This is a genomic window from Idiomarina sp. 29L (assembly GCF_004123135.1).
GTDB lineage: Bacteria > Pseudomonadota > Gammaproteobacteria > Enterobacterales > Alteromonadaceae > Idiomarina.
Window position 1 is genome coordinate 356,987 of record NZ_SDJS01000001.1, and the last position, 15,020, is coordinate 372,006.

The window sequence follows — 15,020 nt, forward strand, 5'->3', positions numbered from 1 at the left end:
GCGTGACCTTTAATCGTTGTGTTCAATAACCCGCGGTAAGTCGGGCTCGTCATTGCGCAAAGTCAGTACTTCTACGCCGTTTTCTGTGACGAGCAAGGTATGCTCCCACTGAGCACTTAAACTGCGATCTTTTGTTAGTACGGTCCAACCATCTTTCATTAACTTGGTTTGGCGTTTGCCGGCATTTACCATCGGTTCAATGGTAAAGCACATGCCTGGTTTGAGTTCTTCACCGGTACCTGCTTGGCCATAATGAAGAATTTGAGGATCTTCGTGGAATACCGCGCCAATGCCGTGGCCACAATATTCGCGTACGATTGAGTAGCCGTGGCCTTCTGCGTGCTTTTGAATGACTTCAGCAAAGTCACCAAGACGAATACCGGGCTTCACCATTTCTATTGCTTTATATAAGGATTCTTGCGTAACGCGAATAAGGCGCTCAGCTAAAATGGAGGGCTTTCCAACGACAAACATTTTTGATGTATCACCGTGATAACCATCAAGCTTTACAGTTACATCGATATTCATGATATCGCCGTCTTTGAGTTTCTTTGGCCCCGGAATGCCATGGCACACACAATGGTTAACTGAGGTGCAAATCGACTTAGGAAAACCGTGATAGTTCAGCGGCGCAGGGTAAGCGCCGTGATCGGTAATGTATTTATGGCAAATATCATCAAGCTCTTCAGTGGTTACGCCGGGCTTTACATGCTCGCCTATCATTTCCAGTACACTGGCGGCGAGCTTGCCCGCTGCGCGCATCTTTTCAATTTCTTCCGGAGTCTTAATAGAGATGCTCATTTTGTTATTCGTCCATACCGCTCTTAAAAAACGACAGTTTAACAGCCGCAGCAAAACTTCGCTATGTTCACTCATCAAGGGCTTTTAAAAACACGATTTAAGTGGTTTTTAGTTGTTGTTGTAGTGGCTTTATGGTATAAAACGCACGCTTTTTCGGTTGGTCGGATATTCTCTTTAATAAATGATCACCGCAACGAGCAATTTAATAAACAATTGTATAATCCACACATACACCGGCACATAAGGCGGGGTGCTTAGTTCGACTAAGTCGGCTTATGGGGTGTATGGAGGCTTAACCCCTTACAAAAGGAAAATATTATGGCTAACGTGTCAATGCGTGACATGCTGAAAGCAGGTGTCCACTTCGGTCACCAAACTCGTTTCTGGAACCCGAAGATGAAACCTTACATTTTCGGTGCTCGTAACAAGATTCATATCATTAACCTCGAAAAGACTGTGCCAATGTTCAACGATGCGTTGAGCTACATGCAGCACGTTGCTTCAAACAAAGGTAAAATCCTGTTTGTTGGTACTAAGCGCGCAGCATCTGAAGCGGTTAAAGAAGCAGCTAACAACTGTGGTCAGTACTACGTTAACCACCGTTGGTTAGGCGGTATGCTGACTAACTGGAAAACAGTACGTCAGTCTATCAAGCGTTTGAAAGACCTTGAAACAATGAGCCAAGACGGCACTTTCGACAAGCTGACTAAAAAAGAAGCGTTGGTTAACACCCGCGAAATGGAAAAGCTTGAGAAAGGTTTAGGTGGTATTAAGAACATGGGCGGCTTGCCTGACGTTCTTTTCGTTATCGATGCTGACCACGAGCACATTGCAATTAAAGAAGCGAACAACCTGGGTATTCCTGTTGTTTCTGTTGTTGATACTAACTCAGATCCAGACGGCGTTGACTACATTGTTCCAGGTAACGATGACGCAATCCGTGCGGTACAGTTATACCTGAACTCAGCTGCTGATGCGATTAAAGAAGCGCGCGTAGCACAGGTTGAAGCGAAAGACTCTGACGACTTCGTCGAAGCAAGTGAATAATCGAGGATAGAGATCATGGCAATTACAGCAGCTCAAGTTAAAGAACTGCGCGAGCGCACAGGCGCTGGCATGATGGACTGCAAAAAGGCATTGCAGGAAGTCGACGGCGATATGGAAGCCGCAATTGAACTGATGCGTAAAAGTGGTCAGGCTAAAGCCGCTAAGAAAGCGGGTCGTGTTGCCGCTGAAGGTGTTATCTTAGTTAAGTCTGAAGGCAGCCAGGCAACATTAGTTGAACTGAACTGTGAAACTGACTTCGTTGCTCGTGACGAAAACTTCTTAGGCTTCGGTGAGAAAGTTATCAACGCTGCGTTCGCTAACAAAGAAAACGACGTTGAAAAACTGAAAGCAACTGACATCGGTGGCGAAACAGTTGAGAAAACTCGTGAAGACTTAGTCGCTAAAATTGGCGAGAACATGAATGTTCGTCGCGTTCAAACGATTGAAGCTGGTGACGTTGTTGCAACTTACACACACGGTGCTCGCATCGGTGTTGCTGTTGCATTAACTGGCGGTGACGAAGATTTAGCTCGTGACCTGTGCATGCACGTTGCAGCAAGCAGCCCTCAGTTTGTTAAGCCTGAAGACGTAGACGCAGAAGTTGTTGAAAAAGAGCGTTCTATTCAGGTTGATATCGCTATGCAAAGCGGTAAGCCTAAAGAAATTGCTGAGAAAATGGTTGAAGGCCGTATGCGTAAGTTTACCGGCGAAATCAGCCTGACTGGCCAGCCTTTCGTTAAAGATCCATCAATGACTGTTGGTGAATTATTGAAGAAAGCTGGCGCAGACGTTGTTACTTTCGTACGCTTTGAAGTGGGCGAAGGCATTGAGCGTAAAGAAGAAGATTTTGCTTCTGAAGTTCAGGCTCAAGTGGCAGCAGCGAACAAAGGTTAATCTAATGGTTTCGACCAACTTGATACCATAAAAATACAACCGCGTCTTGAGCGTTCAGGACGCGGTTTTTTTTAACCTAAATAAGAGTAGAGGCAATAATGACTACCCATCCTAAACCCAGTTATCGACGCATATTGTTAAAGCTCAGTGGTGAAGCGCTTATGGGCGATGAGCCATTTGGTATCGATGCCAAAGTGTTAGATCGCATGGCGCAAGAAATTAAAGAACTGGTTGAACTTGGGGTTCAGGTCGGTTTGGTCATTGGTGGCGGTAACTTATTCCGCGGTGAAGGTCTTGCAAAAGCTGGCATGAATCGAGTTGTGGGTGACCACATGGGTATGTTGGCGACGGTCATGAATGGATTGGCTATGCGTGACGCATTGCACCGTGCCTTTGTTAACGCTCGCCTTATGTCGGCCATTGAATTGACTGGTGTGTGCGACAGTTACAACTGGGCAGAAGCTATTAGCTTGCTTAAGTCTGGTCGCGTTGTTATTTTCTCTGCCGGTACGGGTAATCCGTTCTTCACAACGGATTCTGCAGCTTGTTTACGTGGTATTGAAATTGAAGCTGAAGCCGTTTTGAAAGGTACAAAGGTTGATGGTGTCTATTCAGATGATCCGGTTAACAATCCGGACGCGACTCTTTATAAGCACATAAACTATAATGATGTGCTTGAGAAACAGCTTAAAGTCATGGATCTAGCGGCATTCACTCTTGCCAGAGATCATGGTTTACCGATTCGGGTGTTTAATATGAATAAGCCCGGCTCTCTGCGATCAGTGATTCTTGGTGAAGAAGAAGGTACACTGATCAGTCACGATGCAGAATAAGACAGATTCTAAGATTAAAGGGTACAAACAGTGATAAAAGAAATTATTGAAGATGCAAAGTCGCGCATGGAAAAGAGTGTAGAATCACTGCGCAGTCAAATGTCAAAAGTACGCACGGGTCGTGCTCACCCAAGCATTCTTGATGGTGTCATGGTGAATTACTACGGTACAGATACGCCGCTTAAGCAGTTGGCTAATATCACGACTGAAGATTCTAGAACTCTGGCTTTAACTGTATTTGATAAATCATCATCACAAGCCGTCGAAAAAGCGATTATGGATTCCGACTTAGGTTTGAATCCAGCGTCTGCAGGTGCTGTTATTCGTATTCCGTTACCACCGCTAACGGAAGAGCGTCGTAAGGACTTAGTGAAGATTGTTCGTGCGGAAGCTGAACAAGGCCGTGTCGCCGTGCGTAACATTCGTCGTGATGCAAACGGTGACATTAAAGAGTTGTTAAAAGAAAAAGAAATCACTGAAGATGAAGAACGCCAAGCGGAAGATGAAGTTCAAAAGCTGACCGATAAATACGTCAAGCAAATCGACGAAGCGTTGAAAGCAAAAGAAGAAGACTTGATGGAAATATAAGCATCAGGCAATGACTTCATTGGTGTATGACGCCGTGTCAGGTATACTCGCACGGCGTTTTTTAATGTTCATGGCTGATACATGAAAGAACTACCGTCAATAAAACAGTTAGTCCCCAAACACGTTGCCATTATTATGGACGGTAACGGACGCTGGGCGAAGCAACGAGGCAAAGCAAGGACATCGGGTCATAAGGCCGGTGCTGAAGCTGTGCGTCGTGCGGTCGCTTTTGCAAGGCGTAATGGCATAGAGTCGTTGACGCTTTTTGCGTTTAGCAGCGAGAATTGGAACAGACCAGCAACAGAAGTTTCGTTGCTGATGGAGCTGTTTATGTCGGTTCTCAAAAAAGAGGTCGTGAAACTCGACGAAAATAATATTCGGCTGCGAATTATTGGTGATAAAAGCCGCTTTTCTAAGCGTCTACAAAAACAAATTGCACAGGCGGAAGAAAAAACCGCAGGCAACGATCAGTTAACGCTGAATATTGCTGCCAACTATGGCGGTCAGTGGGACATTACACAAGCCTGTCGAGCCATGGCTCAAAAAGTCGAAAGTGGTGAATTAACGGCTGATGAGATAACAGGTGAAGCACTTGCGGACAACTTGATGCTGTCTGACCAAGCCACACCGGACTTACTGATTCGTACTGGTGGTGAGCACCGCATCAGTAATTTTCTGTTATGGCAACTGGCGTATGCAGAGCTGTTTTTTACGCCTGTATTATGGCCTGACTTTGACGATACCACCTTTGCAGAAGCCATTAACGACTTTGCACAGCGTGAACGTCGGTTTGGACTGACCAGCGAACAGCTAACTATGCTAATGCAAGACATAGATACTCGGACAGAGGAATAACACTTGCTAAAACAACGAATTTTAACGGCATTATTACTCATTCCAATTGCGCTCTACTGCGTCTTTTTGCTCCCACTTTGGGGCTTTTCATTGTTTATTCAGGCCGTCATTATGATGGGCGCCTGGGAATGGTCTCCGCTAATGGGGGTACGTCGTAAATCGGCAAGAATTGCGTATGTTGCCTTTATAGGAGCCATAATTGGTGTGTTATCTTGGCTGGTTCCCTTAGGCGATTTATGGGGAGATGACGGCGCATTAAACAGCGTGACTTATTACACGATAGTATTTGGCGGTGTTTGGTGGGTTGTGGCGTTGGCGTTAATCGTTAACTACCCATCAAGTCGTCGTGTCTGGTCCCGAACTCGTGCAATCGTTGGGGTGTTTGGGGTACTTATCTTTATCCCCACTTGGGCAGCACTAATGACTGTTCGCTCAATTAATTTTGAAGACAACCCTTATTTCGGTGGTTGGGTCGTTCTGTTTATTCTCTTGCTGGTGTGGGCGGCTGACGTTGGCGCTTATTTTGCTGGCGTGCGCTATGGTCGCAATAAGATGATGCCCGCAGTGAGTCCTGGTAAAACCATGGAAGGGCTTTGTGGCGGCGTTACCTTGGCTTTTGTCGTGATGATGGTGGTTGCGCATTGGACAAAAGTACCTGCCGATCAATTTACCGGTTATTACCTGACAGGACTCTTTACTGTAGTCGCTTCGGTGTTTGGCGATTTAAACGAAAGTATGTTCAAACGCAGTGCCGGTGTTAAAGACAGTGGTTCAATTTTGCCCGGGCACGGCGGAATTTTGGATCGAATAGACAGTCTTACCGCGGCAGTACCTGTATTTACTTTGGCTTATCTGGAGTTTTTGCATTAATTCTATGCGCAGTATAACCATACTTGGAGCAACGGGCTCTATTGGCCAGAATACGCTGGACGTCGTGTCACGACACCCTGGTGATTTTTCGGTGTACGCGCTGACAGCCAATAGCCAGGTAGGTGCTATGGCTGAATTGTGCCTAACTTATAAACCACAATTCGCAGTGATGGGTTCTAAGAAAGTAGCGGGTGAATTAGAGTCAGCGCTAAGTGGCAAGGTTTCAACTCAGGTTTTATACGGCGAGAAAGCATTAATCGACGTGAGTCAAAGTAACGAGGTTGATACAGTAATGGCGGCTATTGTTGGCTCCGCTGGCTTAAAGCCAACACTGGCAGCCATCGATGCGGGCAAAACGGTTCTACTTGCCAATAAAGAAGCTCTGGTCATGAGTGGGCAGCTGTTTATTGATCATGCCGATCGCTCAGGGGCGAAAATCTTACCCGTTGATAGCGAACATAACGCAATTTTTCAGTGTTTGCCTAAAGAAGCTCAGGAACAAGTTGGTTCAATGCAGTTGAGTGAACATGGTGTCGACTACTTACTATTGACTGGCTCTGGCGGTCCGTTTCGCGACTTGCCTGTTCACGAACTCGATAAACAAACCCCGAAAGCAGCCTGTAATCACCCTAACTGGTCAATGGGGCAAAAAATTTCGGTGGATTCTGCGACAATGCTGAATAAAGGGCTTGAGTATATTGAAGCGCGTTGGCTGTTTAATTGTTCAGAGTCTGAGTTGAAAGTGGTTATTCATCCACAAAGTGTCATTCACTCAATGGTGCAATTTACCGACGGTTCGGTTTTAGCGCAAATGGGGCAACCAGATATGCGCACCCCAATTGCACATACTCTGGGATACCCAGAGCGGTTACGAAGTGGCGTTGGAGGTCTCGATTTCAGTACGCTGAATGAACTGACGTTCAAACAGCCGGACTACGCACGCTACCCGTGTTTGAAGCTTGCTATTCAGGCGTGTTGGGATGGTCAATGGGCAACAACGACGTTAAACGCGGCCAACGAAGTCGCGGTGCAAGCTTTTTTGGAAGGCCATATCCTGTTTACTGATATCGCAAAAGTGTGTGATTACTCGTTGCAAAAAACAGAATCGGTTGTTGCTGACAATCTTGATGTATTGGCACAACTCGATGCCCAGTCTCGTCGGCAGGCCTCTAAGTGGATCAAGGAGTACGGGGTATGTTAGAGATTTTATGGTACGCCTTATCTTTCGTTGTCACTCTGGGCATTCTCGTTGCTTTTCATGAGTTTGGTCACTTCTGGGTGGCACGTCGCTGTGGGGTTAAAGTACTGACATTCTCTATTGGTTTCGGGCGTCCTATTTGGCAAAGAGAAGCGAAAGACGGCACAGTTTACCAAGTCAGTATAATACCGCTTGGCGGGTATGTCCGCATGCTCGATGAACGCGTTGACGACGTGCCAGATGCGTTAAAGAGCGTGAGTTTCAATGCACAGTCTGTCTATAAACGTTTCGCTATTGTTGCGGCAGGTCCCATCGCGAATTTTGTGTTAGCAGTGGCTGTTCTGTGGCTGATGTTTGGTGTTGGTGTTCCAACCGTTAAGCCCGTGGTAGGGGAAGTTGAGCCGGACTCTATTGCTGAAGAAGCCGGTATTCAAAAAGGCAGTGAAATACTTTATATCGACGACGTGGAAACTTATGATTGGCAGCAAGTCCAATTGGGTCTTATGTCAGCGATAGGCAATGAGCAGACAACCATAACGTTACGAACGACTGACCAAGAAGAAGTTACGCGTGTATTAAGTATCGAAAACTGGCAGTTTAATCCGGAAACTGAATCAACGTTTGGAAGTTTAGGAATTTCGGTGTATCAGCCAGAAGTTTATACCGTATTAGCTCGTGTTGAAGCTGACTCTCCGGCAGCTTTAGCGGGTTTAAAAGAGGGCGACGATGTCCTCGCTATTGATGGTCAGAGTATTGATGACTGGCGCTCCCTTCAACAGCGTATTGCTGAATCCCCGGGGGCTTTGCTTGACGTGTTAGTCCTTCGAGATGGGGAAAAAACAACCGTTCCAGTTAAAATTGGGGAACGCGATACTGAAAATGGTGTCATAGGGTATCTTGGCGTTGCGCCGAAAACGGACGCACTGCCGGAAGGATACGTGTATAACCACCAATATGGGGTATTTAGCGGGCTCTTAAAAGGCGCTGAAAAAACTTGGGAGTTAATGGTTGTTAGCGTCAAAATGATAGGTAAACTGCTGACCGGTGATGTGTCAGTTAAGAATTTGGCAGGACCATTAAGCATTGCGGAAGGGGCCGGTGTTAGTGCAAGTAACGGCTTTGTTTACTTCTTGAGCTTTTTAGCCCTGCTGAGTGTCAATTTGGGGATTATAAATTTATTACCGTTGCCGGTTCTCGATGGCGGTCACCTGATGTTTTATTGCATTGAGTGGTTGAAAGGGAAACCGGTATCCGAAAGAGTGCAGGATATTTGCTATAGGATAGGCGGGATGTTGGTATTCGCGTTAATGGCGTTGGCAATATCAAATGATATCATCCGTTTTGCATTCTAAATCACGAAATAAACTATAAGTAGCTAGTGATAATGACGTTTAAAAAGCTGTTAGTAAGTGCAATGATAGCGAGCGCTGTCGCTCCGGCTTATGCACAACAAGAAGAATTTGTTGTAGAAGATATCGAAGTTAAAGGGTTACAACGTGTCGCCTTGGGCGCTGCGTTAACTTACATTCCAGTGCGAGTCGGCGACGAAGTCAGCGAACTGCAAATTCGCAGCGCGATTCGATCTCTGTATTCATCGACTCATTTCGATTATATCGATGCAAGACGGGATGATAATACGCTTATTTTTAACGTTAGTGAGCGCCCAACGATTTCCGACATTACCTTTGATGGTAACAGCGATATTAAAGATGAGCAGCTACAAGAAAGCTTAACTGACAACAACATCGTTGTCGGGGAGCCGCTCGACAGAACGACAATTGCAGGTATCGAAAAAGGCCTTGAGGATTTTTACCACAGTGTCGGTAAATACAACGCGTCAGTTGAGGTTCAGGTCGTAGACTTACCGCGAAACCGTGTTGAACTGCGAATGACCTTTGAAGAGGGTGACGCGGCTGAAATTGCGCAAATTAATATTGTCGGCAACAAAGCGTTTTCTGATGCTCAGCTTCTTGACACCTTTGAGTTAAAAGATGATTTGCCTTGGTGGAACATTATCGGCGAAAAGCGTTATCAGAAGCAGCAGTTGAGTGGTGACCTGGAGACACTGGAATCCTTTTATCGCGACCGTGGCTACTTGCGCTTCCGGGTTGAGTCGGTACAGGTTTCTATGACCCCAAATCGCGAAGGCGTGTATATCACTCTGAATGTTAATGAAGGTGACAAATACAATGTCAGTGAAACGGATGTCATTGGTGATCTAAAAGGTCACGAGGAAATGATTACGCGTATCGCTCAGATTGAAGAGGGGACGCTTTATAACGCTGCCCAAATCACTTACATAGAAGACATGATAAGCCGTTTTTATGGGCGCTATGGCTATGCGTACCCAGAGGTACGAGCCATTCCGGAACATAATGAAGAAGAGAAAACGGTAAAAATTACGTTTTCCATAAATCCGGGTAAGCGTGTTTATGTGCGCCGTATTAAATTTGAAGGAAATAGCGCCACCCAAGATCGCGTTCTGCGCCGGGAAATGCGTCAGCTGGAAGGGGCATGGCTTTCGGATAGTAACGTAGAGCAGGGGAAAGTTCGTCTGGAACGTTTAGGTTTCTTTGAAACGGTTGAAACCTCAACAGAGCGTGTGGAAGGCAGTGAAGACGAAGTTGATATTACTTATAAAGTTAAAGAGCAGCCGTCTGGCTCATTTAATGCCGGTATCGGCTATGGTGACTATTCAGGTCTTCAGTTGAACGCTGGTATACAACAAAATAACTTTTTAGGAACGGGTAACCGGGTTGGCTTTAATATCAGTACCAGTCGCTTTAATAAAAACGCCAATGTTTCTTACACCGATCCGTACTTTACCATTAATGGTGTGAGTCTTTCTGGCCAAGTGTATATGAGTGAATTTGATGCTGGCCGTGCTGAGAACTTAGTGCAGTATAACCAAAAGACTTACGGCGTATCGACAGGGCTGAGCTTTCCAGTCGACGAAATTAACCGCCTTAACTTTGGGGTCGGCTATAAAAACCAAGAGGTTGCTGCAGCCAATACAGATTCCTATGAGCAAATCAGTAATTTCTTTCAACCATTTTTGAATCCTGAAGCACCCGATGAAGCTGTAGGTTTCGATATTTATGAGCTGAACGCAGGGTGGTCACGAGTAACCCTTAACCGAGGTACTTTTCCGACTAGTGGTTCATCACAACGTCTCGGTGTTGAAGTTGCAACACCGTTGAGTGATGTACAATACTTCCGTTTTAATTATGAATATAACCATTACTTCCCTATTACCCGGGATCAGCAATGGACCTTCTTAACTCGCCTAAACTTAGGTTATGGTAACGGGTATGGAGAAAGCGATGATGGCAATGAGTTTCTATTGCCTTTCTGGGAAAACTTCCGTGTTGCCGGGCAAGGAGATTTGCGAGGCTTCGAATCGAACACCGTGGGGCCGAGAGCCGTTCGTTTGGATGGTAGTATGACCTCTCCTCCAGGAGTTGATGGTAGTCCGGATGGAATACCATCGACAAACCAAAGCGTTTTCGTTAGTCGATACGCAGTAGGGGGTAACGCCAAAGTTGTTGGTGGTTTGGAATTGATTGTACCGACACCGTTTATCGACGAAGGTATGCGTAATAGTGTAAGAACGAGCGTCTTTGTTGACTTTGGTATGGTTTGGGATACAGAATTCAATTACGATACCTATAAGGACCTGCCGATGAGCCCAAACAGTCGCTACGAATTAAGTGATTATAGCTCACCGGGAGACTTTAGAGCTTCTGCTGGTGTTTCAGTGCAGTGGATCTCCCCAATGGGGCCGTTAACCTTCTCATTAGGTCGAGCGCTTAAAGAAGTAGAAGGCGATGAAACCCAAGTGTTCTCATTTAACATTGGCACGACATTCTAATAATAAAGCTAAAATGGCAATTTGAAGGAGTAATATTTTGAAAAAGTTAATGAAATCAACAGCAGCAGCTGTCGCTATTTCAACCGCATTGTTTGCTGGTGCCGCTCAGGCGCAGCAGAAAATTGGTGTTGTTGACATGATGAACGTTTTTCAACAGCTACCACAGCGAGAGCAAATTTCTGAAAGCCTGCAAAATGAATTTCAGGATCGCTTCGAAGAAATGCGTCAACTAGAGCAAAAAGTTCAAGAACTTCGCCAGAAGCAAGAGCGCGACGCATCGATCATGTCAGAAGCCGAAAAGACTCAGCTGGCTCGTGAACTTGAGCAAACAATCTCTCAAGCTCAGCTTAAAAGCAAAGCGTTACAAGAAGATACTCGTCGTCGCCAGAACGAGGAGCGTAATAAGCTACTTGCTAAGGTTCAGGGCGTGATAACAGATGTTGCCGAAGAAGAAGGCTATGACATTGTTTTAGAAAGTAACGCAGTAGCGTATATGAAAAGCGACAACGACTTGTCAGACGAAGTTGTCGAGAAAATGTCTTCAGGAAATTAATATGTCTGAATACACATTGCAGCAGTTGGCTGACCATGTGGGTGGGGAGGTGCGAGGGAACTCGCAGCTCCCCATTTTGCGCGTGGCAACCTTGCAATCAGCGAGTTCTGATGCCATCGCATTTTTGGCAAACAGTCGCTATAAAAAACAGTTAGAAACAACCCAGGCCGGGGCGGTGTTAGTTAGCCCAAAGGATGATAACGATACAGTGGATAACGCGATTATCGTTAATAATCCGTATGCCGCATTTGCTCACATAGCTCAATTACTCGATACCACGCCAAAACCGGCAGAGGGCATCGCAAAAACCGCAGTGATCGCCGAGTCGGCGCACATTGGTAAAAATGTCAGTATTGGTGAGTATGCAGTAATTGAAGAAGGCGTTCATGTTGGTGATAACACCTGTATTGGGCCACACTGTTATGTTGGGCGTGAAACAACAATTGGTTCTGACTGTACGTTATGGTCAGGGGTCAAAATTTATCATCAGTGCGTTATTGGTAATAACTGTCTGTTCCATTCCGGAGCGGTTGTCGGAGCTGATGGTTTTGGCTGGGCGCCAGAAGATGGTAAATGGGTTAAAATACCTCAGTTAGGTCGAGTCGTTATCAAAGACAACGTGGATATTGGCGCAAGTACCACCATTGATCGCGGAGCGTTAGACGATACCGTCATAAGCTCTGGCTGTATTATCGATAACCAGTGCCAAATCGCTCATAATGTCTTTATTGATGAAGACACCGCCATTGCAGGTTGTACGGTATTAGCCGGAAGCTGCCATATCGGTAAACGCTGCATGATTGGTGGCGCGTCAGCGATTAACGGACATATCAGTATTTGTGATGACGTCCAAATTATGGGCTTCGCCATGGTGATAAAAGAAATTACCGAGCCTGGTGTTTATGCATCGGGCATACCGGCAGCCAACCACCGTGAGTGGCGGCGCAACGGTGCGCGCTTTAGACAGCTGGATGACTTATTCAAACGTGTAAAAGAGCTCGAGAAAAAAGCAGATTAACTTTCAAGGTGAATGGTTTGAAAATAAAGGACTCAGGATTTGATATTCAGGGCGTACTTGAGTTACTCCCGCATCGCTATCCATTTTTGCTCATTGACAGAGTTATTGAAACAAACTCAAAAGATTCGTTACATGCTATAAAAAATGTGAGCTTTAATGAGCCAATGTTTAATGGACACTTCCCAGAAAAACCTATTTTCCCGGGCGTTTTGTTGTTAGAAGCAATAGCGCAAGCCTGTGGTCTACTGGGATTCAAAATTACCGAAAGCAAGAAAAACGCGAACGACTTGTATTTGTTCGCGGGTATCGATAACGCACGTTTCAAACGCCAGGTTGTGCCTGGCGATACAATCGACTTTTATGTGACGTTTGAGAAAGAGCGTCGCGGTATCTGGAAATTTAGTGGTCGTGCCGAAGTCGATGGTGAGGTCGCGTGTACGGCTGACATTATCTGTGCAAGAAGAGAAGTGTAGTGATTCACGAAACAGCAATTATCGATCCTAAAGCACGTATTGGCGAGAACGTCAGTGTTGGTCCATGGACGGTTATCGGGCCGGACGTTGTTATTGGTGATAACTGTGACATTCGCTCTCATGTTGTTCTGAAGGGACCAACCACTATCGGGCAGAGTAATACGATTTACCAATTCGCCTCGGTGGGAGAGGACTGTCAGGATAAAAAGTACGCCGGTGAACCTACTGAACTGGTGATTGGCGATAATAACGTTATTCGTGAATCGGTCACCATTCACCGTGGGACGATTCAGGATAACAGCATCACTAAAATTGGTGACAATAATTTGTTCATGGCCTATGTGCATGTGGCACACGATTGCATGATTGGCGATAACAATATTTTTGCTAACCAAGTGAGTTTAGCTGGACATGTGCATATTGGTGACTGGGTTATTCTTGGTGGTATGACAGGCGTTCATCAGTTTTGTCATATTGGTTCCCATGCCTTTGCAGCAGTGAACTCCATTGTTGTACAAGACATTCCTCCGTTTGTGATGGCGCAGGGACATAATGCACGTCCCCGTACAATAAATGCAGAAGGACTGAAGCGTCGCGGCTATACGCCAGAGCAAATCCAAAATATCCGTCGAGCTTATAAGCTACTTTATCGGGCTGGACACACGACCGAAGAAGCGCTAGAGCACATTGAAGCCTTAAATGAACCTGCTTTGGATGGCTTTACTGACTTTGTTCGCCATAGCAGCCGTGGCATTATTCGCGGCTAATGTAGCCGAGTTTATCCACCGGTAATTAGCGATCTTGCAATGAAAGATAGCACTGCACGCCCTTTGAAAATAGCGCTGGTTGCCGGTGAACATTCCGGCGACTTACTTGGTTCAGGTCTTATCAAAGCGTTAAAGCAACGACACACCAACATCGAGTTTATCGGTGTGGGCGGACCGTTAATGCAGGAACAAGGCCTCGAGTCGTTTTTCCCGATGGATGACCTTGCCGTTATGGGCATTGCCGAAGTACTCAAGCAGCTTCCCAAGCTGCTTAAGCACCGAAAGCAGTTGGTTCAGTATCTTATTGATGAACAGCCCGATGTCATGGTGGGAATAGACGCACCAGACTTTAACCTTACGGTCGAAAAGCGTTTAAAGAAAGCCGGTATTCCTACCATACATTACGTCAGTCCCTCTGTATGGGCCTGGCGTGAAAACCGTATAAAAGGCATTAAGCAGTCGGTTAACCATGTATTGTGTTTGCTACCATTCGAAAAAGAGTTTTACGATAAGCATCAATTATCGGCCACCTTTGTTGGTCACCCCTTGGCTGATGATATCCCTCTTGAATGGAGCAAAAACGACGCAAGAAATGAGCTGAACATAGAGCCACACGGAAAGTACTTAGCTATTTTACCGGGTAGCCGTTCTGGTGAAATTGAGCGCATGGCTCCTGTGTTTTTAAATGTAGCGAAAAGCCTTGCTCAACGATATCCCGAGCTTAAGTTTGTCGCCCCAATGATAAGCAATCAACGTGCAGAGCAGTTTACTGAACTGGTCAAGCAACACACCCCGGAACTCGCAATAGATACGCCAATTGGTCATAGTCGTCTAACCATGGCGGCATCTGATTATTTACTGTTAACCTCGGGCACGGTTGCGCTGGAAGCGTTGTTAATAAAGCGTCCAATGGTTGTTGCATATCGCTTTCACTGGCTGAGTTATCAAATTATTAAGCGACTTTTTCATGCTCCTTTCTTCTCATTGCCTAATCTATTAGCGAGGCGCGAAATTGTTCCTGAGCTGGCTCAGGCTCAAGCGTCAGAAGACAACATTGAAAAAGAACTATCGAGCCTTATTGAGTCCGATAATCACGAGTTGTTAGAGCAGTTCACTCAGATACATCAGCAGCTTAAGGTCACCGCGAGTGAAAAGGCGGCGGATGTTGTTGAGTCCTTTCTATAATTTAGAATCTTAGCGCCGATAATCTAAACTCTTCTTTTGCCGTAATAACTTCTATTATTAGCGTAAT

Annotated in this window: 15 protein-coding genes; 14 read left to right on the forward strand and 1 reads right to left on the reverse strand. The window is 45.7% G+C overall.

What is annotated here, in order from left to right:
- Positions 1-9: 9 nt before the first annotated feature.
- Positions 10-801, reverse strand: a complete 792-nt coding sequence (gene map, locus EST55_RS01720) for a type I methionyl aminopeptidase (RefSeq protein ID WP_088768402.1) — start codon at positions 799-801, stop codon at positions 10-12.
- A gap of 318 nt (positions 802-1,119) precedes the next feature.
- Here map and rpsB point away from each other — a divergent pair, with 318 nt between their 5' ends.
- The 14 genes from rpsB to lpxB all read left to right on the forward strand — a co-directional run bounded on the left by rpsB (position 1,120) and on the right by lpxB (position 14,953).
- Complete coding sequence (gene rpsB / locus EST55_RS01725) at positions 1,120-1,848, forward strand: 30S ribosomal protein S2 (protein WP_053952693.1); 729 nt, start codon at positions 1,120-1,122, stop codon at positions 1,846-1,848.
- A gap of 15 nt (positions 1,849-1,863) precedes the next feature.
- Positions 1,864-2,742, forward strand: coding sequence for a translation elongation factor Ts (tsf, locus tag EST55_RS01730; RefSeq protein ID WP_053952692.1), 879 nt, complete (start codon positions 1,864-1,866; stop codon positions 2,740-2,742).
- Positions 2,743-2,840: 98 nt separating this feature from the next.
- Entirely contained in the window at positions 2,841-3,575 is a 735-nt protein-coding gene (pyrH, locus tag EST55_RS01735) for a UMP kinase (RefSeq protein WP_088768401.1), read from the forward strand.
- Positions 3,576-3,605: 30 nt separating this feature from the next.
- On the forward strand, positions 3,606-4,163 hold the full coding sequence (gene frr, locus EST55_RS01740; protein ID WP_088768400.1) for a ribosome recycling factor: 558 nt from the start codon (positions 3,606-3,608) through the stop codon (positions 4,161-4,163).
- An 81-nt stretch (positions 4,164-4,244) separates the two neighbouring features.
- On the forward strand, positions 4,245-5,018 hold the full coding sequence (gene uppS, locus EST55_RS01745) for a polyprenyl diphosphate synthase (protein ID WP_129496288.1): 774 nt from the start codon (positions 4,245-4,247) through the stop codon (positions 5,016-5,018).
- A gap of 3 nt (positions 5,019-5,021) precedes the next feature.
- Positions 5,022-5,888: a phosphatidate cytidylyltransferase gene (locus EST55_RS01750; protein WP_129496289.1), complete on the forward strand. Its 867-nt coding sequence runs from the start codon at positions 5,022-5,024 to the stop codon at positions 5,886-5,888.
- Between the two features lie 4 nt (positions 5,889-5,892).
- Positions 5,893-7,089, forward strand: coding sequence for a 1-deoxy-D-xylulose-5-phosphate reductoisomerase (ispC, locus tag EST55_RS01755; protein WP_129496290.1), 1,197 nt, complete (start codon positions 5,893-5,895; stop codon positions 7,087-7,089).
- Complete coding sequence (gene rseP, locus EST55_RS01760; RefSeq protein WP_129496291.1) at positions 7,083-8,438, forward strand: sigma E protease regulator RseP; 1,356 nt, start codon at positions 7,083-7,085, stop codon at positions 8,436-8,438. Before ispC ends, rseP begins: the two co-directional genes overlap by 7 nt.
- 32 nt (positions 8,439-8,470) lie before the next feature.
- Complete coding sequence (bamA, locus tag EST55_RS01765) at positions 8,471-10,957, forward strand: outer membrane protein assembly factor BamA (protein ID WP_129496292.1); 2,487 nt, start codon at positions 8,471-8,473, stop codon at positions 10,955-10,957.
- 37 nt (positions 10,958-10,994) lie between these two features.
- The gene (locus EST55_RS01770; RefSeq protein WP_088768394.1) at positions 10,995-11,510 is read left to right on the forward strand and encodes an OmpH family outer membrane protein; all 516 of its coding nucleotides are present in this window, start codon (positions 10,995-10,997) and stop codon (positions 11,508-11,510) included.
- A 1-nt stretch (position 11,511) separates the two neighbouring features.
- On the forward strand, positions 11,512-12,528 hold the full coding sequence (lpxD, locus tag EST55_RS01775) for a UDP-3-O-(3-hydroxymyristoyl)glucosamine N-acyltransferase (protein WP_129496293.1): 1,017 nt from the start codon (positions 11,512-11,514) through the stop codon (positions 12,526-12,528).
- A gap of 17 nt (positions 12,529-12,545) precedes the next feature.
- Positions 12,546-13,001: a 3-hydroxyacyl-ACP dehydratase FabZ gene (gene fabZ / locus EST55_RS01780; RefSeq protein ID WP_100692236.1), complete on the forward strand. Its 456-nt coding sequence runs from the start codon at positions 12,546-12,548 to the stop codon at positions 12,999-13,001.
- Complete coding sequence (gene lpxA / locus EST55_RS01785; RefSeq protein ID WP_129496294.1) at positions 13,001-13,768, forward strand: acyl-ACP--UDP-N-acetylglucosamine O-acyltransferase; 768 nt, start codon at positions 13,001-13,003, stop codon at positions 13,766-13,768. The genes fabZ and lpxA overlap by 1 nt, the downstream gene beginning before the upstream one ends.
- A gap of 39 nt (positions 13,769-13,807) precedes the next feature.
- Positions 13,808-14,953 carry a lipid-A-disaccharide synthase gene (gene lpxB, locus EST55_RS01790; RefSeq protein WP_129496295.1) on the forward strand — a complete coding sequence of 382 codons (1,146 nt, stop codon included), beginning with the start codon at positions 13,808-13,810 and terminating at the stop codon, positions 14,951-14,953.
- Positions 14,954-15,020 lie beyond the last annotated feature (67 nt).